Source organism: Mesorhizobium sp. M3A.F.Ca.ET.175.01.1.1 (assembly GCF_004791945.1).
GTDB lineage: Bacteria > Pseudomonadota > Alphaproteobacteria > Rhizobiales > Rhizobiaceae > Mesorhizobium.
The window spans coordinates 655,471-676,473 of sequence record NZ_SRTP01000002.1 but is presented as its reverse complement, the minus strand read 5'-3'; the positions used below and the strand labels follow the sequence as shown (position 1 = coordinate 676,473).

Annotated in this window: 12 protein-coding genes and 3 pseudogenes; 12 read left to right on the top strand and 3 right to left on the bottom strand. The window is 58.3% G+C overall.

Annotated features, from left to right (window positions below):
* Window positions 1-30 precede the first annotated feature (30 nt).
* Entirely contained in the window at window positions 31-1,965 is a 1,935-nt protein-coding gene (locus EN818_RS07865; protein ID WP_024505366.1) for an HrpF/NolX family T3SS translocon protein, read from the top strand.
* Between the two features lie 1,137 nt (window positions 1,966-3,102).
* On the opposite strand, the gene EN818_RS32585 is transcribed toward EN818_RS07865, so the two are convergent.
* The gene (locus EN818_RS32585; RefSeq protein WP_024505365.1) at window positions 3,103-3,303 is read right to left on the bottom strand and encodes a hypothetical protein; all 201 of its coding nucleotides are present in this window, start codon (window positions 3,301-3,303) and stop codon (window positions 3,103-3,105) included.
* Between the two features lie 100 nt (window positions 3,304-3,403).
* Here EN818_RS32585 and glyA point away from each other — a divergent pair.
* The 9 genes and pseudogenes from glyA (at window position 3,404) to EN818_RS07810 (ending at window position 14,574) form a co-directional block, all read left to right on the top strand.
* Window positions 3,404-4,724: pseudogene (gene glyA / locus EN818_RS07850) on the top strand (serine hydroxymethyltransferase).
* A gap of 57 nt (window positions 4,725-4,781) precedes the next feature.
* The gene (gene metK, locus EN818_RS07845) at window positions 4,782-5,957 is read left to right on the top strand and encodes a methionine adenosyltransferase (protein ID WP_063169265.1); all 1,176 of its coding nucleotides are present in this window, start codon (window positions 4,782-4,784) and stop codon (window positions 5,955-5,957) included.
* 100 nt (window positions 5,958-6,057) lie between these two features.
* Entirely contained in the window at window positions 6,058-7,071 is a 1,014-nt protein-coding gene (locus tag EN818_RS07840; protein WP_126063919.1) for an adenosine kinase, read from the top strand.
* Window positions 7,072-7,136: 65 nt separating this feature from the next.
* Window positions 7,137-8,171 carry an L-threonine 3-dehydrogenase gene (gene tdh, locus EN818_RS07835; RefSeq protein ID WP_126063920.1) on the top strand — a complete coding sequence of 345 codons (1,035 nt, stop codon included), beginning with the start codon at window positions 7,137-7,139 and terminating at the stop codon, window positions 8,169-8,171.
* Window positions 8,172-8,885: 714 nt separating this feature from the next.
* Window positions 8,886-9,054, top strand: a pseudogene (locus EN818_RS33540) (transposase); the annotation flags it as partial.
* Between the two features lie 812 nt (window positions 9,055-9,866).
* Window positions 9,867-10,553 carry a response regulator transcription factor gene (locus EN818_RS07825; RefSeq protein WP_024505585.1) on the top strand — a complete coding sequence of 229 codons (687 nt, stop codon included), beginning with the start codon at window positions 9,867-9,869 and terminating at the stop codon, window positions 10,551-10,553.
* A gap of 71 nt (window positions 10,554-10,624) precedes the next feature.
* Window positions 10,625-12,046 carry a type II and III secretion system protein family protein gene (locus EN818_RS07820; RefSeq protein ID WP_050580548.1) on the top strand — a complete coding sequence of 474 codons (1,422 nt, stop codon included), beginning with the start codon at window positions 10,625-10,627 and terminating at the stop codon, window positions 12,044-12,046.
* A gap of 12 nt (window positions 12,047-12,058) precedes the next feature.
* Window positions 12,059-12,619 (top strand): CpaD family pilus assembly lipoprotein, encoded by a 561-nt coding sequence (locus EN818_RS07815; RefSeq protein ID WP_063169261.1) that lies wholly within the window; start codon window positions 12,059-12,061, stop codon window positions 12,617-12,619.
* 83 nt (window positions 12,620-12,702) lie between these two features.
* Complete coding sequence (locus EN818_RS07810) at window positions 12,703-14,574, top strand: acyltransferase family protein (protein ID WP_126080682.1); 1,872 nt, start codon at window positions 12,703-12,705, stop codon at window positions 14,572-14,574.
* 482 nt (window positions 14,575-15,056) lie between these two features.
* Here the strand turns inward: EN818_RS07810 and EN818_RS07805 are convergent, their stop codons facing one another.
* The gene (locus EN818_RS07805; RefSeq protein ID WP_126063922.1) at window positions 15,057-16,196 is read right to left on the bottom strand and encodes a porin; all 1,140 of its coding nucleotides are present in this window, start codon (window positions 16,194-16,196) and stop codon (window positions 15,057-15,059) included.
* Window positions 16,197-16,878: 682 nt separating this feature from the next.
* Between EN818_RS07805 and EN818_RS07800 the strand changes: the two genes are divergently transcribed.
* Both EN818_RS07800 and hemN read left to right on the top strand, forming a co-directional pair.
* Entirely contained in the window at window positions 16,879-17,235 is a 357-nt protein-coding gene (locus EN818_RS07800; RefSeq protein ID WP_024505577.1) for a hypothetical protein, read from the top strand.
* A gap of 470 nt (window positions 17,236-17,705) precedes the next feature.
* Window positions 17,706-19,032: pseudogene (gene hemN / locus EN818_RS07795) on the top strand (oxygen-independent coproporphyrinogen III oxidase).
* Between the two features lie 234 nt (window positions 19,033-19,266).
* Here hemN and EN818_RS07790 read toward each other — a convergent pair.
* Entirely contained in the window at window positions 19,267-20,910 is a 1,644-nt protein-coding gene (locus tag EN818_RS07790; protein WP_126063923.1) for an MFS transporter, read from the bottom strand.
* Between the last annotated feature and the right edge of the window lie 93 nt (window positions 20,911-21,003).

Here is a 21,003-nt window from a genome sequence, read left to right as displayed (position 1 = left end):
GGATTTCAACGTCACGTCTGAGGATGCATAATGTCGGCCAGTAATCTTTCAACTTTCTACCGCTCAAATTCGCTACAGTCCGCAAGGGGTTGGCCGGGCCTGAAAGTTTCCCATTTTGCGACCCAGCATCAGCAAAGTGCATCGTGCTTCGAAGCGATGCTGTCCACTTGTGTGCTGGCAGACAAGCCCGGCTCTTTCGCGCAAGGGGATCTGCCAGCGTCGAATCTTGATTCGACAATGGATAAATTGCGGCAGGACCCTTTGGGCCATCTGGCACCGGATGTCTTGACATTGAATGGCTTGGAGCAACACCCACTGGATCTGCTGCCGCCAAATATGAGGGCGGCTCTCAAGGAGGACCAATCGCAACGCTCCAAGGCGACTGAAGCCCAACATCTGCTCGGCGTCACTCCGAAGATCGAGCCGGCTCCCAGGCCGAGCCCCGGAATCACGTGGAACGGTGGGTCGCTGACCACGGCTGAGTTGCAGATTGTTGCGGTACTCAACCGTCACAAGGACCAATGCCCGCTTACTTGGAAGTCGTTGACCGACAAAGCCAATGATCCCTCTACGCCACCGGATCTGAAAGCGGCGATCCAGGGACTGCAGCAGGATTCGGGACTTTTTTATGCGATTGGCTCGCAGGGCGACGGCCGCTGTGGAGGCAAGATCAACGCCAAGGACTTGGCCGGATTTTCAAACCACCACCCACAAGTTGCTGCATTTCAGGAAGCCCAAGCGCGAAGCTACGAGCAGAACTACATACCATCCGACGGCAGCGGAGGTTTGCAGCCTTCGGTCATGACCTTGAGCGATGCCTTGCGGGAGTTTTACCGGTACTCCGAAAATCTGTCCAAGGACCTGAGTCTGGATGAGTTCAAGAAAATGGTCGGCGGCGAATCGAAAAACGGCAAATTTCCGCCCCAGGTCATTGCGGCGGCGCAATATTTCCTCGATCACCCCGATGCTTGGAACCAGTTGTGCGGTGGCTCGAAAGGGAAGATGCACAAAGAGGATTTCCTGCAAGTCGCCTCATCGTCGATGAGCCTCACGCAAACTGAGCTGAATACGGTCGAGATGATCAAGGACCATCAGGACACGTTCTTTGGAAGCGGTGTTCTGACTCGCGACAAACTGGCGAAAATGAAAGACGACAAGAGCCTTGATCCGAAAGTGCGGGAAGCAGCCTCTCAGCTCCTTTCAGATCCTCTTCTGTTTGGCCTCCTGAACAATTCGATCACGGGCTATAAGACCCATCATAAATTCTTCGACTTTGGCGGCGGGCATACGGTTGATTCCGGCAATATCAGCAAAAAAGACTTTGCCCATTTTTGCACAAACATGTCGTCTGCGAACCGCAACGTTCAGCAGCCAATCACCCACGGCGCCCAAACCGCAGAAGAGCAGAATGCCGTCGCGGACATGAAGATGGGCCTGATGGACCAGCCTGACATTAAGTCAGCCAAAAAGAACGGCGGGGCCGTCATGCACGTCGTCGACTCCGTGCTCAAAATCGAGACGAAAGTGCTCGACTTGGCGGCAACGGCGGTGGGACTGCTCAGCTTCATTCCGGGCCTCGGACAAGTAGCCGATCTTGCCTCGATGGTTCTCGAGGCTGAGTCGCAAGCAGCCAATCTCCTGCGTACGGCCATTAACGGAGGCGATATGAAGCGAGCGCTGGAGGAAGCTGGCCTCAATATGGCCGCGCAGGCGATCGGCCTTATCGCAGGCCCCGAGGTCAAGCTGGCCATTCGAAATGGGCTCGTAAAGCACCTGATGGAAGAGGCCTTGGCGGCAGGCATTGATCTTTCGGTCTCGACGGCGCAGGACTACGCAGAAGGCTATGTGAATAACCTCAAAGCGCGCCTTGCAGGCGGCCCTGAGCAAAGCCTAGGCCTTCCGAGCATGCCATCATTCCAGAGTGTGGCAAGCAATGTGCCCTTCGTCGGCATTGCCTTATCCTAGCCGTCGCCTTGCGCGGAAGCTTTGGCTCGCGCGCTGACATAAGGGTCATTGTGGCACAAGCAGGGGTTCATCCGCATCAACGCAGCGGTGTTCCTGACGCCATCTGGATCGGACTGTGAGGGGGATGTCCGAAGTCTGTGAAGGCTTCGGTATATGACGACTTCAGAGTTACGCTGAGCCCAGCCATCTCGAGCCGGTGCGCCGGGTCGAGGTTTTCACGGGCGCCGGCCGGCAGCGGGAATGGTCTCCGGAAGGCACGGCGCGGATGGTGGCGGAGCGGCGCAGCCGAAGGAACGGCTGTCGCGCGCCCAGGGCGGCCTCCCGAACAGCAGACGATGATCTCCTGCCTTGGGCCTATATCCTTGTGCCCACGCTCAAGGCAGTCGGCTGAAAACAGCGCTGATTTAAAACAGCATTATCCTGCACTGCACCCTCGATCCTTGCGCTCACCGATCGCTCGTCGACACGCACGCGGTCAAGTCGTTATCGGCGCTATGCCGATGGGCTTCGAGAGCAAGGTGGACGCTGAGCGGTGCGTCAGCCTCAGGGCGCGGCTGGCCAGCTTTGGGTCTCACGCTCTATGACGGCAACACCCGGCTGATCAACTTGGCCTGTTCGCGGGCTCCCGGCAGCGGCGCGGAAGCCACGGTCCGCCTTCCTCGGCTTCAGGCCAAAGATACCGCAGCATGCTCCAGAGCTATGTCTGCCGCCTCCGCCCCATCGTCGCTGGTCATGTGGAAAGGACAAGCAGGCTACGCACCCCATAATCCCGTCGGGCAGGATTCGACAGTCGACGGCGAGACATTCGCCAAACCTCACCCTTGATTCTCAGCAACGTTAAAAAAAATTCACATAATGTTCGTGAGTGTAGTCTCCTGTCAGGTGGTACATTAGCCCCAATATCTGGCGTCTTAGTCGTAGAAAGGACTGTGATCCATCTTCCATTAGCATCCATACCAGCGGATTTACAGCAAATGACGAGAGAGGTCTCATGCGGATTGATGGGGATAGAAGGGCTAGCGGCTTGCTGCATCCCGTCCGGGTTGATGCCAACCAATGTTGACACTGGTAAATCGCCTAAGGACGGCAGCGCATCTTGATCGCCTTCGAATCCTGGGCCTTTGCGCGCATGCGGATCTAACCGTCGGCGAGCTGGCCGATATTACCAGTCTGCCTCGCGAGCAGGTTCGACGCCACGTTCGGCGGCTGGGCAGAGCCAACTTTCTTTGCTGCAACGAACAACGTCCGCAGTCTTCGTACCATATGCAAGCAGGAGGCAAGGATGGCGGGCTGGCTCAATTGGTGGTCGATCTCCTGCCCCACGATGATGGCCATCATAAAAGAGACCTACAACGCCTGGAAGCAATACAAGACGCGCGGTTGAAGGGACCGTTTGCTTGATCGTGAAATAGATCAGTCCAAATGGAGCGCGACTACCATGGATAACTCCGCCGGCGGCGCCATCGCGCAGCCCGACACTTACGGGCGGCCTCACTTAGCCGCCGTCGACTCCCGCGTTCACGAACTGCTTCTAAGACAGGAGCGTCAGGAGCGGACAACTCTCAAACTGATCGCCTCCGAGAACTTTGCCTCCTCGGCGGTGTTGGAAGCGACCGGGTCGATTTTCACCAACAAGTATGCCGAGGGATACCCCGGTGCGCGCTACTACGCCGGAAACGAGATCGTCGATGAGCTTGAGACCCTCGCGATCGAGCGCCTGAAAGCGCTATTTGGCAGTGAACACGCCAACGTCCAGCCTTATTCAGGCTCGCCAGCCAACCAGGCTGTCTATCGCGCGCTTTTGAGCCCCCGTGACAAAGTCATGGGCTTGCCTTTACCCGAAGGCGGCCATCTGACTCACGGTTGGTCCGTCAATTTTTCCGGCAGCGATTATCAGCGCGTCCCGTACAGGCTGCACGAAAAGACACAGCAAATTGACTATGACCACTTGCGCGAGACCGCCAAGCGGGAACGCCCGAAGCTAATTTGGGTCGGCGGAACTGCTTATCCGCGTATTTTTGACTACGCGGCAATGGCCGAAATTGCTTCGGAGGTGAACTCGTATCTGGTGGCTGACATCGCCCACATCTGCGGCCTGGTTGTCGCAGGAGTGCATCCGAACCCCGTGTCCCATTGCGATGTGGTCACCAGCACCTCTCACAAGTCGATCCGCGGTCCCCGGGGTGGCTTCATTTTATCAAGGAATGAAGACCGTTATCAGCCCCTCCATCATCCGAAGAGCAAACACAATCTGCGCCGTGTTCCCTCTTCTGCAAGGCGGACCGCATATGAATACTATCGCCGCGCTTGCCGTCGCTTTGCAGGAAGCAGCGAACTCGTCCTTTCGTGTCTACGGTCAGCAGATCGTCCACAACGCCAAGGCTCTGGCCCAGGCGCTTCTGGAGCGAGGTTATGAACTCGTCACTGGGGGCACTGACAATCACATGCTGATCCTTGATCTTCGGGACCGGCCGCTGTCAGGCAAAGCCTATGCGGAGCGCTTATCGCGTGCAGGCATCATTGCGAATTTCAATATGGTCCCGGGCGACCGGCGGCATCCGGCGCTGACAAGCGGCATCCGCTTAGGGACACCAGCGGTGACGTCCATGGGCATGCGCGAAACGGAGATGGTGCAGATCGCCGCTTTCATCGACTCGGTCTGCCGCCAGCCCGATGACCAGGAAGTTCATGCGAGCGTACGAAGAGACGTTGCCGACTTCTGCACTGCGTTCGATGTTCCCGGCATCCGCGACCGATAAGCCACCCCAATCCAGAAACTCCTCACTAACTCCAGCACTTGAAGCGAGGGCATTTTTATGACCAGGCAGTTCGTGTTCTCTTCCGAATCCGTCGGCGCGGGACACCCCGACAAGATGGCAGACAACATCTCCGATGCCATTCTCGATGCGGTCCTGCGCACCGATCCGAAGGCGCGCGTCGCCTGTGAAGTGTTGGTGAAGACGGGGATGGTCGTTGTGGCTGGCGAGATCACCAGCCATGCCCACATCGATTACAGCCAAGTCGCCCGCGATACGATACTCGATATTGGCTACGACGATGATGCGATTGGCTTTGATGGTCGACGTTGCGCCGTCGTTCTGGCCCTCACCGAGCAGTCGCCCGACATAAGCCAGGGCGTTGATGAAGGACGAGGGCAGGATCTCGGGCAAGGGGCAGGGGATCAGGGCATCATGTTTGGATTCGCATGCAACGAGACGGATACATTGATGCCCCTGCCGATCCAACTCGCTCACCATTTGACGAAAAGACAGGCCGAGGTCCGGAAAGCGGGACAGCTTGGCTGGCTGCGTCCGGACGTGAAATCTCAAGTGTCGGTACGCTACGAAGGGCTCCGCCCGGTGGCGCTGGATACCATAGTCCTGTCAACGCAGCATGACGAAGCGGTCTCACAAGCCACGGTCCGCGAAGGCGTCATTGAGGAGATCATAAAACCGGTCCTGCCGGCCCACCTGGATACTTCGGGGATCAGATTTCTGGTCAACCCAACAGGGCGGTTCGTGGTCGGTGGGCCTGCCGGCGACTGCGGCCTCACAGGACGGAAGATCATCGTCGATTCCTACGGTGGGACCGGGCGTCACGGCGGCGGTGCCTTTTCGGGCAAGGACCCATCCAAGGTTGACCGCTCGGCGGCCTATGCCGCCCGGTATGTCGCGAAGAACATCGTTGCCAGCGGCCTTGCAGAGGTCTGCGAGGTTCAGCTTGCCTACGCGATCGGCGTGGCCAGTCCGGTTTCTGTCATGGTCAATACCTTCGGAACCGCAAGGATCGAGGAAAAAAGGATCGAGCGCCTTGTTCTCGAGGTTTTCAATCTCCGACCGAAAGGCATCATCAAGATGCTTGATCTCTTACGGCCGATATACCGCAAGACGGCGACATACGGACACTTCGGGCGTGAAGAGCCTGAGTTCACTTGGGAGAAGACGGACAAAGCTGACGATTTGCTGCGTGAAGCCGGACCGGCAGCTGCGTGAGGGCGGCTGGATCAGGCGCATGCGGCAACCCATTTCAACTCGCGAGACCACGCCCGGCCGGCGTGGCAAGAAGCCGGCTCGGGTTTTGGCGGAGATTTTGATGCCGGATTATGACGTGCTTTGCATCGGCAATGCCATTGTCGACATCATCGCCCAGTGCGACGAGGAATTCCTCGAGACCAACGGCATCATCAAGGGCGCGATGAACCTCATCGACACACAACGCGCCGAACTGCTCTACAGCCGCATGGGTCCGGCGATCGAAGCGTCCGGCGGCAGCGCCGGCAACACGGCGGCCGGCGTCGCCAGCTTTGGCGGCCGCGCGGCCTTCTTCGGCAAGGTCTCCAACGATGCGCTGGGCGAAATCTACGCCCACGACATCCATGCGCAGGGCGTCGCCTTCGGCACCACGCCGCTCAAGGGTGAGCCGCCGACGGCGCGCTCGATGATCTTCGTCACGCCCGACGGCGAGCGCTCGATGAACACCTATCTCGGCGCCTGCGTCGAGCTTGGCCCTGAGGATGTCGAAGCCGACAAGGCGTCCGGCGCCAAGGTCACCTATTTCGAAGGCTATCTGTGGGACCCGCCGCGCGCCAAGGAGGCAATCCGCCAGACGGCGAAGCTGGCGCACGCGGCAGGCCGAGAAGTGTCGATGACGCTATCGGATTCGTTCTGCGTCGACCGCTACCGCGACGAATTCCTCGACCTGATGCGCTCGGGCACGGTCGACATCGTCTTTGCCAACAGCCACGAGATCAAGTCGCTCTACCAGACATCGTCGTTCGACGAGGCGCTGGCCCAGATCCGCAAGGATTGCCGGATCGCCGCCGTCACCCGCTCGGAAAAAGGCTCGGTGATCGTGCGCGGCGACGAGACCGTGGTGATCAAGGCGACCGCCATCAAGGAACTGGTCGACACGACGGGCGCCGGCGATCTCTATGCCGCCGGCTTCCTGCATGGCTACACGCAAGGCCGCGACCTGCAGACTTGCGGCGACCTTGGCTCACTGGCAGCCGGATTGGTGATCCAGCAGATCGGCCCCAGGCCCCGTCAGAATTTGCGCCGCGAGGCCGAGCAGGCGGGGCTGACCATTCCGGACGTTCAAACGAGTTAGTGGCCTACCTTCCCGTTGTGCAGGCTATCTCGCCAGAAGCGCAATCACGGAATAGGGAAATCCTGATGTCGAACATGATGAAGGCGCTTGTGAAGGCCAAGGCCGAACCGGGCATCTGGATGGAAGAGGTGCCGGTGCCGGAAATCGGCCCCAACGACGTGCTGATCAAGATCAAGAAGACGGCGATCTGCGGCACCGACGTGCACATCTACAATTGGGACCAGTGGGCGCAGAAGACGGTGCCGGTGCCGATGGTGACGGGCCATGAATTCGTCGGCACCGTTGCCGATTTCGGCGCAGCGGTCACCGAATACAAGGTCGGCCAGCGTGTATTGGGCGAAGGCCACATCGTCTGCGGCCATTGCCGCAACTGTCGCGCCGGGCGAGGGCATCTGTGCCGCAACACACTCGGCGTCGGCGTCAACCGTCCAGGCGCCTTCGGCGAGTATCTGGCGATCCCGCAGCACAATGTCGTGCCGATCCCCGACGATGTGCCCGATGAGATTGCCGCGATCTTCGATCCCTTGGGCAATGCCGTCCACACCGCATTGTCCTTCGATCTGGTCGGCGAGGACGTGCTGGTGACTGGCGCCGGGCCGATCGGCATCATGGGCGCGCTCGTCGCCCAATGCGTCGGCGCGCGCAAAGTGGTCATCACTGACATCAACCCGGTGCGGCTGGCGCTAGCCAAGAAACTCGGCGTCCAGCATGTCGTCGACGCCTCGAAGGAGAAGCTGCGCGACGTCATGCCGGTGCTCGGCATGACCGAGGGGTTCGACGTCGGGCTCGAAATGTCAGGCGCCGCCCCCGCTTTCCGCGACATGATCGACACCATGAACAATGGCGGCAAGATCGCCATTCTGGGCATCGCGCCGACCGGCTTCGAGATCGACTGGAACAAGGTCATCTTCAAGATGCTGCATCTCAAAGGCATCTACGGCCGCGAGATGTTCGAAACCTGGTACAAGATGATCGCGCTTGTGCAGGGTCCGCTGGATGTCTCCGGCCTGATCACCCACCGCATCGGCATCGACGATTTTCAGATCGGTTTCGATGCGATGAAGAGCGGCAGTTCCGGCAAGGTGGTGATGGACTGGTAGGGATTGCCTTGGCCGCTATTCAGGAAAAGCTGACGACAGCACCTCTGGTCCGCCGGACATTTTCCAACTAGGGGAACATGGCTGGGTGGAGAGCTATGGCTCCGCTACGTGCGCTCGCTAATCATACACGGCGACGTATCGCGGCCCACCCGGTGACGGTCGATGGGGCAATTCGCTTCAGTCGATGACGGAAACCCGGTGAACCGATGCTGAGGCCCCGACGCGATCGTCTATTTCCTATGATCTGCGATTGAGGTCGAGGTGTTGCCGCTTTCAGCGGGTAAAATGCGATAGACGACTTCCGGTACCCTTCCGGTCAGCGAAAAGGAAGGCAACGAGCCGCATTGCCTCAAGCAAAATGTTACCAATAGTGTCCTGTTCCAAAGGGGATGGACAGGTCGTGCCATTCCGGTTCGGGGGAAGGATGGCGCGGCTCAGCATGGCGACACGGTGAAGCGGCGATCGTGGAGCTTTATTGCGGCGTTGACAAGCGGCGCATTCTGGATGAGTTCGAGGCGGTAACCGGCTATTATTCGCAAGCGCGCGATCCGTCTTATGAACCGTCGTGAGCAGAGGCCGTCTGCGGGCAAGAGCCGCAGCCGCTGTTACGGCAGCGATGTCCGCGACGCGCTCATCGTGTTGTGGGAGGATTCGGAGCGGCTGGGTCCGCATCGACGCTCGCGGCGGCCAGCGCCGCCGGGCAGGAATGAGTTCGCAGTTCGCCGCTCGGTGCCAGCCCGCACCTTCGGCGATTGGAAAGATCCGCCGCCCGGCTTTGTTGAGCGCATTCGGGCACGTCTTCGTCAGGGAGCTTCGTGCAGACGATGGTGCTGACCGGATTGCCGCCGGCTGGACCGATTGCATTCCGCTCCGCACGCGCGACAGCGGCAATGTGATCATGGCGATCAAGCAGGCCCGCTCCCGGTTTCGCTGACCCTGTGCTGCTGTTTGCCGGCATCCGCCCGCACAGGAAGAGCTTGTAAAAGCGGTCGGTGCGGAAATCGAGGAGCCGTTGGTCGTCGATCTTCAGCCTGAACGCGGTCGTTTGCTGGTGCCGCAAATCGGCTGTTGCATGTACATCCCTGTCAGACGTCAGTTTTCCTCGCCTATTTTGGTGTCGAGCGCGAAGTGCTCCAACCAGATTGCAAGGCTTTTTGGAAATGAGAGCGGCTTTGCGCAGGGCGCTCCGTTGTTGAGCATTCAAGCTACCAAGCCAATGACGCGCAGGTTCCACCAGGCTCGCCAGCCTTGAAGGACAGCGAAAAAAGCAGAGCACGACAGACACAACAGTGCATCAGGACGCCGCAGTCGTTGAAGATGGTGCGCTGCATCCATACCGTGGATGCATTCGATCCAAATAATCGATTTGTTCAATCAGTTTCTCGAAAGCTAACCCTACCCTCTGTGGGAATCGGGCTCTGAGCCGCGACGCTGCCTTGCGAGCGCAGGGGCTGCACGTAGGAGAGATGATGCAACGAGAAATCGCACGCGGGTTGCTGGCCTCGTGGGTTCGCCGACCGGCGTATTTGAGCCCGTCAGTTGGTCCTCACCCGCGCCTATTGCCACCGAGCGACTTGCATGTCCCTCCGACTCGGACCAGTTCCGAGAGCTGCGACGAGTTGCGCGCCGTGTGCTCCGATCAGATGGCCGCCGGTGACGCGTTCGATGGGCCGTCCCTCTTCGAGAGGAGATGAAATGCGAACGCTGCTCGTGGATCATCATGCGGATCTTGCGCGCGCCATGCGACTTGCGCTCGGGGATGGCGGCTTCGTCGTTGATGTCGTTGGTACTCTGGAACTGGCTTCGAGTGCATTTTCTTGCGCCAGCTATGAAATTCTCCTGCTGGAATTGGCTCTGCCAGATGGCGATGGCTTGGGTTGGCTGAGGCAGTTGAGGACCCACGGGCATTCAGTTCCTGCCGTCATTATGAGCAGCCTTAACGATCTCGATAAGCGAATTGCGATCTTCAACGGTGGTGCGGACGACTTTCTGCTCAAACCCATCTCTACCGATGAGCTTATTGCCAGAATGAGAGCCATTCTGCGCCGGGCGACACAGATGACCGACCTGAGGCTCGTATTTGGCAATCTCGACTTTGATCCGGTCGCCCGCCAGGTTTTCGTTGATGGGCACCCAATGATGATCGCACGTCGCGAACTCTGTATTCTAGAGCACCTGCTTAACCGGGCAGGCCGCATCGTGCCCCGTGCGCAATTGGAAGATCACCTCTATTCATTCAACGACGACGTGTCTGCCAACGCGCTTGAAGTCGGAATTTATCGTTTACGGGGACATCTGACCAGATCAGGTGCAACGCCACGGATCAAGACCATCCGAGGCATTGGTTACATCCTAGAATTGACTGACGCCTCGTCCGCATAGTTTGTCGAATCGAAAGAAGATCTATTTTGCTGATCCTTCAACATCCTTGCCATGCGCTCAATTGGCGGGCGATCGCCAACAAGGTTACAAGACCTGCAGTTCCCCGTTACCTGGGCCATCTCCTCTGCGCGCTTATTGTGACTTTCCCACTTGGTGTCGCGGCGCAAAACAAGCAGGACAAAGGCCCGCCGCATGCGGCTTCGAATAGCATCAACGCCACGCTGACCCTTTCCTCTTCGCTCGGGGAGACCGTTCATCTGCCCGCGCCAGCCACGACCATCTTTGTTGCTGACCCCACGATCGCGGATTTTCAGGCGCCATCGAGCAAAACAATCTTCGTCTTTGGCAAGAAATCGGGGCGGACCAGCCTATTCGCCTTGGATGGCAATGGCGAGCCTCTCGCCGAATTGCGTATCGTTGTCACGCAACCGATCGGGGATTTACGCGCCATGTTGCGGGAGCAGGTCGGCGACTATCCCATCCGCGTCAACTATACGCCGCGCGGCGCAATCCTTAGCGGGACGGCGCCCGACGCAGAGGTCGCCGACACCGCAAAAAGAGTCACTGAGCAATATCTGGGCGACGGAGCGCAAGTCGTCAACAACATCAAGGTCGCTGGATCCCTGCAAGTTAACCTCAGCGTGCGCGTAGCCGAAGTCTCACGCAGCGCCATGAAGTCACTCGGCGTCAACTTGTCCGCCTTCGGTCAAATCGGCAATTTCAAAGTGGGCGTTCTAAGCGGAAGCGCTGCAAGCGCTGGGTCTGGTTCAACCCAGGGTGGCGGTACAGCAGAAATCGGATTCGACAACGGTGCCGTCAACGTCAGCGCGGTTCTCGACGCGCTCGCCAAGGAGCATATAGCTTCCGTCCTGGCTGAGCCGAACCTCACCGCTATGTCGGGTGAAAAGGCCAGCTTTCTCGCGGGCGGCGAATTTCCCATTCCTGTCCTGCAGGAAAACAGGCAGGTATCGGTTGAATTCCGTCACTTCGGCGTCAGTCTGGAATTTGTGCCGACAGTTCTCAGCAACAATCAAATCAACATTCACGTAACGCCCGAAGTCAGTGAACTGTCGACGCAAGGTGCCGTGCAAATCAACGGAATTTCCGTGCCGGCAGTTTCCACGCGCCGAGCCGATACGGTCGTCGAACTCGCCAGCGGCCAGAGCTTCGCAATCGGCGGTCTAATCAGGCGGAACGTCAACAATGATGTCAGGGCCTTTCCCTGGCTCGGAGAACTGCCGATCCTGGGACCGCTTTTTCGCTCGACCTCGTTTCAAAAAGAGGAGTCAGAACTGGTCATTCTAGTTACGCCTTACATTGTAAGACCAGGCTCCAACCCAAACCAGATGAGCGCACCGACCGAGCGGGCGGCACCGGCTTTGAACGGAGGGGGCGCTCCGACGAATTCCGTGACAAGTCCCCCGCGAGACCGCGCTGCTATCCGTGCGGGCGCGCCAAGCGCCCAGGGCGGTCTCGGCTTCATCATCGAATAGTGTCATCCAAAGATGTTGCGTTTTATAATCCTCTTTGTCGCTCTGGCACCAAGCGTAAGTGGCTGCACAAGCACTACGCCAGTTGATGTCGAACCATCGGCACCAATGCTTGTCCGAGAGGAGACCACCGTCCTGACGTTGCAAAGCCTGCGCGCTTCCGAACGGCAGCGTTTGCGTGTTTTCCTAGACAAGGCCAGTCGCGGCCGGTTCGATGCCATCCACCTCCTCATCAGCGGTTCGCCCCAGCTCAGCGCAGGGGTAGCCCATCAGGCCAGGCAGTTGGCAATCGAAGAAGACAACATTCAATTGCGCGATCAACACGACGCCGGCTCAGTGCGAATTGAGGCGATTGTCTATCACGCCCGTCCGCCGGTCTGTCCCTCATATGGTGCCTTACCCAATGAAGAATCCTTCAAACAGCCGCTTGGTTGTTCGACAGGACATAACCTGGCCGTGATGGTCAACGATCCGCGCGATCTGCTCGACAATCAGGCCGTCAAGGCCGGCGATGGCGATCGTGCTTCTGTACCAGTTGCAACTTACAGAACATTCGGGACGGATAAAGGTGGCTGATACCGCCCTTATCTCGGCAGCACTCCTACCGGAGATTGAAAGCTTCCAATCGCGTCCTGATCTAAAATAAAAGGAACCGCTGGATGCAATATAGGCGCTATATCGAGGGCCTTAGGGCCGTTGCTGTACTTCCGGTCGTACTCTTTCATTTCGGAATTTCGGCGATCCCGGGTGGCTTTAGCGGGGTCGATATCTTCTTCGTCATCTCCGGCTACCTAACCAGCGGAAGCCTCCTGGATGACCTTGAACGCGGCCAATTTTCCATCGTCAACTTCTACTGGCGCCGTGCCCGGCGCATTCTGCCGGCGCTCGTCTTTGTGATGCTTCTCACCTGCATTGCAGCATTGTTCATTCTTCTGCCACCGGATCTGCGCGGATTCAGTCTTAGCATCATAGCTACCTCGACCTTCTGGTCGAACGTTTTCTTCTGGAAAACGTCAAGTTACTTCTCTATCGATGCCGCGCTTCTACCACTGTTGCACACTTGGCCGCTTTCCGTAGCGGAGCAGTACTACATCTTCGCACCAATCCTGATGTTCCTAATCTATCGCTACATCGGGAAGCGCTGGCTGACGACACTTCTTCCGATAATTCTCTGCAGCTTCGTAGTGGCGGTGATGGCGACATCGCTGGCACCCACCGCCGGATTCTATCTGCTGCCGACCCGAATCTGGGAACTCATGTTGGGCGCCCTGCTCATGCTCAAATGCCCCTCGCCGCTGGGCAACCGATTCCTGATGGAGTCGGTGGGGGTGGCCGGATTTGGCCTTCTCGCCATCGGGTTCTTCGCGATTTCGGCGAGTGATCCGTTCCCAGGCTACAACGCCTTGTATCCATGCATCGGAACGGCCCTTCTGATCTATGTTGGCCAAAATACCCCCTCGACGGTCGCCACCCGCATGCTCGAAGTCCGGCCGCTGGTCTGGATTGGGCTCATCTCGTATTCGTTGTATCTTGTTCACTGGCCTCTCAATGCGTTCGCGCACTATCTTTCGTTCCAAAAACTCGATCCGTTGATGACCGGTGCGATGTTGGTGGCAAGCCTCGCATTGGCTGCATTCTCCTGGAAGTTTGTAGAGCAGCCGTTTCGACAGAAGAGGGCCTTCACCTCCCCGGGGCCTATCTTCGCCTTTTCAGCGCTCGCGATCGTTGTCCTTTGTGCCGGCGGAGCGGCGGGGGCGCTCGGCAATGGCTTTCCGCAACGGTTTCCGGACTATGTCCAGCGGCGCATTTCCGTCGGGGACTGGAGGAATGGCATCTGTTTCAACGAGGGCACCAGCCGGATCGAAAGCTGGAATATGGAGGATTGCACGCGCACCAGCGGTTTTCCAACAACGGTTTTTTTGTGGGGCGACTCCTTCGCCGCGCACTATGTTTCCGGCTTGGGTGCTAACATAAATCGATTGCAGGCGAACATCGTTGAATATACGTACGCCAGCTGCGCGCCGATACTCTATTACTACCCTTACGATCGTCTTGATTGTGTCCGGTTCAATCGCAAGGCCTTGGACGTCATCTTGGAAGCGGACATCAAGACGGTTATCCTCAGCGGTAGATGGAGTGACTATGAGGTCAGAGGTTTCGACGGTCTTCAGCAAACAATCGCTACGCTTCGTGCCCTGGGCGTGCGCGTGTTTGTCATCGGCCAGTCTCCGCAGTTCCCAACTGACGTCCGGAAAATTGCGTTCTTCGCCAAGCGCCAAAATCTGGACGATACGTCCTGGCCGATCGCGATGGACCCCGACATCAACGAACGTGTGCGCTCATTTACCAAAGGCGCCACATTCATCGATCCGCTGAAATTCCTGTGCAGCGCAGGACGCTGCGCCTATTCCGATAGAGGAGAGTTTTTATATTTCGACTATGGTCATTTCTCTTCAGCCGGCGCCACACTGGCAATCTCGAAATACTGGCCGGCTTTTGGCAAGGACAATGCTCTTCCTAAGACGAAGTAGCGGCTCAGCGGCTGACAAGCACCAGTACGGGTCCCAGTGATAGCTCCTGCTTCCGCAGCAGCCGCGACGATGGAGCTGTTCAGGTTTAAGGCCCCCCGATAGTGACCTAGGATGGGTGCTGCCACGCGGCTCGGACTCAGCGTGCATTATCACGTAAATGTTGAGAGAATGAATGGCGCCGCGAAGGGCAATTCCAGCCGTCCAAAGCGACAGGCGTGTCGCGGCCTCGACATTGCAGTGGCGCTTACCTAACACGGCCTCACACTGCCCTCTAAGCGGCCCCGAATTTGAACTGACGGCCCCTGGCCGGTTCATCGGGCAGGTCAAGGGCTAGGTGTAGTACACAGGGCTCATAACTTTCAGTTTCTAGTTGGTACGATGGGCCGTGGACGGTCGATGCAGACTTCAAGATGGCGAACGAAGCTCTCCATGCGTGCGTTGTCGAGGCAAGTGCCTTTGCCATGCTCGCGACTGGAGAGATTTCAAAATGAGCCTTGTAAGCGGAGAATGCCGCCGACGCTGTTCGGCTTGCTCGTGCCCTTGACGGCGGTAGGCTCGGCAGGGCCGAGGCCAGAGTTGCCGTAGTGGTCGTAATCGACCTCGGCTGTGACCGTGAAGCCGGGAACGACCATGTAGGCGACGTTTGCAGCCACACCAGCATCCTTGAGCTGATCACCCGAGACCTGAAGGTTGAACGAAGTTTTCTCGTCAAACTCGTAGGTGGCGCCCGCCCAGAAAGCCCACTGGCCGTTCCAGATTTTGTACGAGCCGCGCCCATGATTGGCAATTGCGCCGTTTGAGTCCTCGTTGAGACTGGCATTGGAACCGTAGCCGAAGAGTCCAAACAGCGACAGCTGGTTTGTGACAGCGACGTCGACGCGGATCTTGCCGGCAAAAGCTTCGTAATTGCTGTCATAAGCCGCGACGCCGGTGATCGAGCCCCAGCCTTGCGTGTATTTCAAGCCGGCGACAACGTGCGGAATATAGCTGTCGATAGTACCGGCTGAGCCCGATCCTTGTTCGAGCGAAATCACAGTCGAAATGCCGTTGCCGGCGTCGAAGTGGTACTGAGCCACGTTGGTGTCGAAGCCGGCCGACGGAACGAGCATACTATCGAGAACGTCGCCAGCGTAGCTTACAAACGTATCGAAGGCCGACCCCTCCTTGCCAACTCGCAGGCCTCCCAGCTCGACCCAGGCAGAAGCCAGTGCGAGGCCGCTGTTGAAATCATAGTTCTGAGGACTGTCATGCGAGTTAGCGCTGTTGCCAAAATTCACGTGGGTTTCGGTATAGGTCGTCAACGCGCCGAGCTCGGTCTGCTGGCCGGTCCAAGTTTTGAACGTGAAGCGTGTGCTGTTTCGCCAAGTGCCTTGGTCCTCGCCAGTTCTCACGTCCGAGGTTCTTGCGCTGTCATACGATCGGACGTCACCCAGGCCGATATCGTAACGGACATAGCCGCCGATGCGCAGGCAGGTCTCGGTGTTGGGAATATAGGAATATCCCGAGCCGAGGACGTCGCAGATCTTGATGTACTCGGCCGGTTCCCGCTCGGCGCCAGCTGCTCGACCGACGGAAACGGTCATCAGAGCAGTTAAGCCGAGAAGAGGACTCTTGATGTACATGTCTAGATCTCCATGAAGGAATAAAAAGGATAGAGGCGAAAGAGCAAGCTTTTCCTCTAAATTTTGTGCGTGTTGTCTCCAATATGTGGACGCCAAAGCGCTTGACACGAGAGGTGAGCCAGCGTAAAAGCCACATGTACTTATAATAGTGTTTTCTGTTAGGAGATTCATTATCGTTTACATGTGAAACACTCCGGTCGGACCGCTGCAGCTCTCCGAAATAGAGCAGCAAGCGACATGCCAACCTGAAGCGTAAATGCGGCCGACACCAAAATCGGGCCGACGCGCCTTCGTCTCGCTGGAATCACTTTTTTTGAGGGTCACTGCGAAAAGCAATGTGCGACACGGTTCGCCATGTTCGATATGTGACAGTCTCGTTTAACAGCGACGGCTTCCCGTCTGACCGCAACGGAGGCCGCGCCATGCGCTACCGAGAAGGATCACTGCGCGTACGCTCCGCAAGGGCTGCGCCAGGAACAGAGGGCGTGCGCGTCCGAGGCGTCGCATGGTGGCCGCAGCACCTTTTCGCCGCTGTAAGTTCGCCGTGCAGGTACATTGCGCGGCCGGAAGCGAGAGGGAGCGCACCCTGAAACGGCTGCCTACGGCTCGCCTCGAGTAATTGGCGATGAACAGCATTCTCGAGAACTTAGTCTCGACGGAAAGAGCAACGAAAGGAAGCCGCTTGGACGAGCACGATCCGAAGGAAGAACCGATCGAGACCATTTTCCGCAACGGCACAATCACTGCCGTGGGTATCCTGCTTGCCTTTTCGCTCGGCTTCCTCACTCATTGGGCCGCGAACCCCTTGCCATGGCAACTCTACGATCTGTTCGCCGTAGTGCCGATCCTGCTCGGCATCGCACTGCAGATGAGAGCGCTGTCCATGCTGCTCGACATGAGTTCCTTGCGGCGCCCCATCTACGAACGCGCCAATCGCATTTTCATGGTCGGCCTCATCCAGACCGCGTGTGGCGTCGGCATGGCCATCTTGGTCGATCTTTTCGGGATATCGGTAGGGGGCACGCTGCCCGGCGCTTGACGACAAGCCACACCGCCGCTCTTCGCTCGAAGCGACGTCAAGCCGGGGAACCTTGTGCACCCCCTAGCGGCGTCCTCCTTTCATCAAATGAGCCGACGTCAGCTTTAGAGCGTCTCGGTGGCTAAAGCCGGTATGGTTTTTCGGCCGGCAGGGAAGGCCGCTGGCTGGACCTGGATGGCGTCTGAACGAGGCTTGACAGGTCCGTTGCGTCGGACATGAATTTCGCATTGCAAAGTTCTTCCGCAGACGCCTCAAGCACACTGCACTGGCGTCACGTACTACTCAGACGTTGAATGCGGCACCGCACCATCACCTCAGGCGCAACCATGGCACGCGCGCTCCCCGGCGTGGTTGACCCCATCCTGTCCAAACGAGACTGCGACATAAGCGGGACGCACTGACTTAGGTCAGAGACCAGGACGAGCGCGCAACGAAAGAATGATGGATCAGCGACGTGGGATGACAGCTCCTTGCACACCTCAATCCTGACAAAGTACCGGGACCCCCGGCCGCCTTGGTATACCATCTATCCGACTGTGCCAGACTTCTCTGCGGCAGTTGGTGCTGACGATTATGAGGAATGGCTGGGGGGCCTCCCGGCCGACGAATCGGTGTCGCTCTATTTCCACATTCCGTTTTGCCGATCCATGTGCTGGTATTGCGGCTTCCCTACCGCGGTCATCCGTCGCAACGGCCCGATCCTTAATTATTTAGCGGTGCTGCGTCAGGAGATCAGTTTGGTGTCGGAGCAAGTGCGGCAAGGGCTGCCGGTGAGCGATGTGCATTTCGGCGCGGAACGCCTCACCTTATCGGGCCAGCCGAGCACTTGGCGCTGATGGAATTTCTACGCCGCCACTTCGCTTTCAGCAAAACTGCTGCGATCACCGTGGAGATCGATCCCCGAACGTTCACACCGGAAATGGCCGAAGCCTTGGCAGCTAACGGTGTCAACCGCGCGAGCATCGGCGTGCAGAGCTTTGATCCCGATGTGCAAAGGCGATCAATCGGATCCAGAGTAAGGTGCAGACGGCCGCTGCAGTCCAAAATCTCCGCCGGCATGGCGTTGGCCATATCAACTTCGACCTCATCTTCGGTCTACCGAAACAGACTGTGCAGTCCTGCATCCAGACCGCGATGGCTGCGGTCGCCATGCGCCCCAACCGGCTTGCGGTGTTCGGATACGCGCATATTCCTTCCGTGATAAAGAACCAGCGCCTATCGAGCAGGCAGGTCTACCGGACGGCGATCTTCGCGCCGAACAGGCTGCAGCTGTCGCCGAGACACTGGTTGGCGCTGGCTACCGGGAGATCGGGCTCGATCATTTCGCTCCGCCGGACGACGAACTCGCGCTAGCGCAGAAGACCGGGCGCGCCTACGGCGTAATTCGCTGGGATACTCGGCCGATACTTGCAAAACGTGATCGGCTTAGGCGCGTCGGCTATTGGCCGAGTCCGCGAGGGGTATGTTCAGAACGAAGTAACACGGGATTCTTACGCCCGGCACATCGCAAGTGGACGTCTGGCGACATCAAAGGGTCACCGTCTGACCGACGATGACCGGGTGCGCGCAGCGATCATCGAGCGACTGATGTGCGATTTGGAGGCCGACGTGCCGACCATCTGTGCCGCCCACGAAATCGAACCAGCTCGTTTTCTCGATTCAGTTGAGAGTTTGGTGACGCTGGCTGAGGAGGGGATCCTGGACGTCGAAAACGGCTTCATCCGCGTGCGGCCGGAGCACCGCTTTGTTGTTCGCGCCGTTGCTGCTGCATTCGATGCTTTTCTCGCGAATCGATGAGTTGAGGCCACGACGCCGAAAGGCATCAAACCTTGTTTGGCGCTCGTCGGCATGGGCTCTCGCAGAAGACTCCGCAAGCGTATGCAGGGGACTTCCACTTGACGCCGCGTTCACCATCATCTCGCCTGGGTGCGCGCGAAAGCGCACAACCCGGAGCACGCTGCTCTCGGTGTGAGGCTGTGCTCTGCAAAGCACCGGTGATCCACCCTGTCCCTGGACAGCAGCTTGATGGCGTCATCTTGGAGGACGAGAAAAGATTGTCGAGGTACGGGTACGAATTGCCTCGGTCGTCCGTTCAATCGAAAGCACTGTCTGCGGAGGCACCTCTCCTTCATGCAGTGACAGGAGATGCTGGGCGACTTCCTTATCTGCTGCGGTGAGTCGATGATTTAGGCGGAGAAAGTCCATCCAGGTGGGGGTGCGGAATGTCTCCGTCCAAAGTGACGGTGTTTGCAGATTTCGCTGGAGCGTCCAGTTTCGTGCACCGGCACGGCTCTGGACGTGTCGCCGCGTGCGCATGGAGCCCAGAAAGGCCTCGATATTTTCCTCCGATATCAAATACTCGACCTTGGCCACGATAGGGCCACTTCTGGGTTTCAGATCGAGAGCCACGTCCGGCGGATGAAAAACTGAACTTTCTTGATCGGTTTCTTCCCAGGGACGGACCGGCAACACGATCCCCGCTGCTGCAACCAGCAACAGAGCGCCTGCGGCGCCCTCCAATGCTAAGGTCAAGGAATAGTTTTGCGCGACAGAACCCCAGATCCAGCTGCCAGCAGCCATACCGCCTGCGCTCAAGGCGTAGTAAATGGAGAGCGTGCGGCCTACAACCCACCTTGGGCTTGCCAACTGCACCGACACGTCAATGCCCGTCCAGGTGATAAGCCAACCCGCTCCGCCGAGCGCCAGCGAAATGGCCGCCACAGGAATCGACGATGTAAGGGCAAGGGAGAGGCAACAGACTGCACAAGCCACAGAGGCGAAGGCCACCAGCCTGTTTTGAGACGTGACCTTCCTCAAGAAGCCGTTGCCCATGCCCGCGATGAAAGCACCCATGCCGAAGCCGGCCAATAAGATACCGTAGACAATTGGCCCACTCTTCAACTGATCCCGGACGACGAGGGGGAGCAACGCCAGAATGGAGATGCTTGCCAATCCGAAAAGAGCGGCTCGGGCGGTCGCTGCCCTGATCTCCAAAGACATCGCAGTAAAGCGCACTCCGTCATGAATTGCCGTCGTCATTCTCTCACGAGGGAGAGGCGAAGAGCGGACCTCCCATTTGGTGCGCCATATCGCGCTTATGGGCGCCAGATCACTCACCGCAGCCAAGGCGAAAGCGGCCAGCGGCCCAAAGACGGCCAGGATCACGCCCCCCAAGGCCGGACCAACGCTGCGCACAATGTTGTATCCGACGGACATAAGCGTCACTGCGGCCGGAATGTCGCGTTTGTGAAGGATATCGCCGACCGAAGCGTGCCAAGCCGGATCATTCAAGGCAAAGCCGCAGCCGGCCAGGAAACCTAACCCGAGAATCAGCCAAGGACTGACAAATCCCAGACCCACAGAAATCATCAGCGTCGTCGACGCCGATGCTATCAGGCAGTGTCCCGCAAACATCACCCACCGGCGGCTGAAGTTGTCGGCAATGGCTCCGGCGAAAACTGAGAGGAAGAACACCGGCAATGTGGATGCGGCCTGGACGAGTGCCACCATGAGGTCGGACGCTGAAATCGTTGCCATAAGCCAACTGATGGCGACCGTTTGCACTAGCCAACCGAGGCTGGAAATCTGGGTGGCCGCCCAAATTGAGCGAAACACCTTGTTTCGAAATGGGGCGAGCGTCTTTGAAACGGGCGGTTGAGGATTTTCGCTCTGCATGAGGTATTGCTGGCCTTCGATGAGCGCTGCGATTTGAGCAAGCGGGTCGATACTTAGACATCGCGGAGCACCGCACGGAACCCAGCTCTATGG

Excerpts from the sequence above, each read along its gene's own strand:
- EN818_RS07865 (WP_024505366.1), top strand. The coding sequence starts at position 31 with ATGTCGGCCAGTAATCTTTCAACTTTCTACCGCTCAAATTCGCTACAG.
- EN818_RS32585 (WP_024505365.1), bottom strand. The coding sequence starts at position 3,303 with ATGATGGCCATCATCGTGGGGCAGGAGATCGACCACCAATTGAGCCAG.
- metK (WP_063169265.1), top strand. The coding sequence starts at position 4,782 with ATGACCAGGCAGTTCGTGTTCTCTTCCGAATCCGTCGGCGCGGGACAC.
- EN818_RS07840 (WP_126063919.1), top strand. The coding sequence starts at position 6,058 with ATGCCGGATTATGACGTGCTTTGCATCGGCAATGCCATTGTCGACATC.
- tdh (WP_126063920.1), top strand. The coding sequence starts at position 7,137 with ATGTCGAACATGATGAAGGCGCTTGTGAAGGCCAAGGCCGAACCGGGC.
- EN818_RS07825 (WP_024505585.1), top strand. The coding sequence starts at position 9,867 with ATGCGAACGCTGCTCGTGGATCATCATGCGGATCTTGCGCGCGCCATG.
- EN818_RS07815 (WP_063169261.1), top strand. The coding sequence starts at position 12,059 with ATGTTGCGTTTTATAATCCTCTTTGTCGCTCTGGCACCAAGCGTAAGT.
- EN818_RS07810 (WP_126080682.1), top strand. The coding sequence starts at position 12,703 with ATGCAATATAGGCGCTATATCGAGGGCCTTAGGGCCGTTGCTGTACTT.
- EN818_RS07805 (WP_126063922.1), bottom strand. The coding sequence starts at position 16,196 with ATGTACATCAAGAGTCCTCTTCTCGGCTTAACTGCTCTGATGACCGTT.
- EN818_RS07790 (WP_126063923.1), bottom strand. The coding sequence starts at position 20,910 with ATGCAGAGCGAAAATCCTCAACCGCCCGTTTCAAAGACGCTCGCCCCA.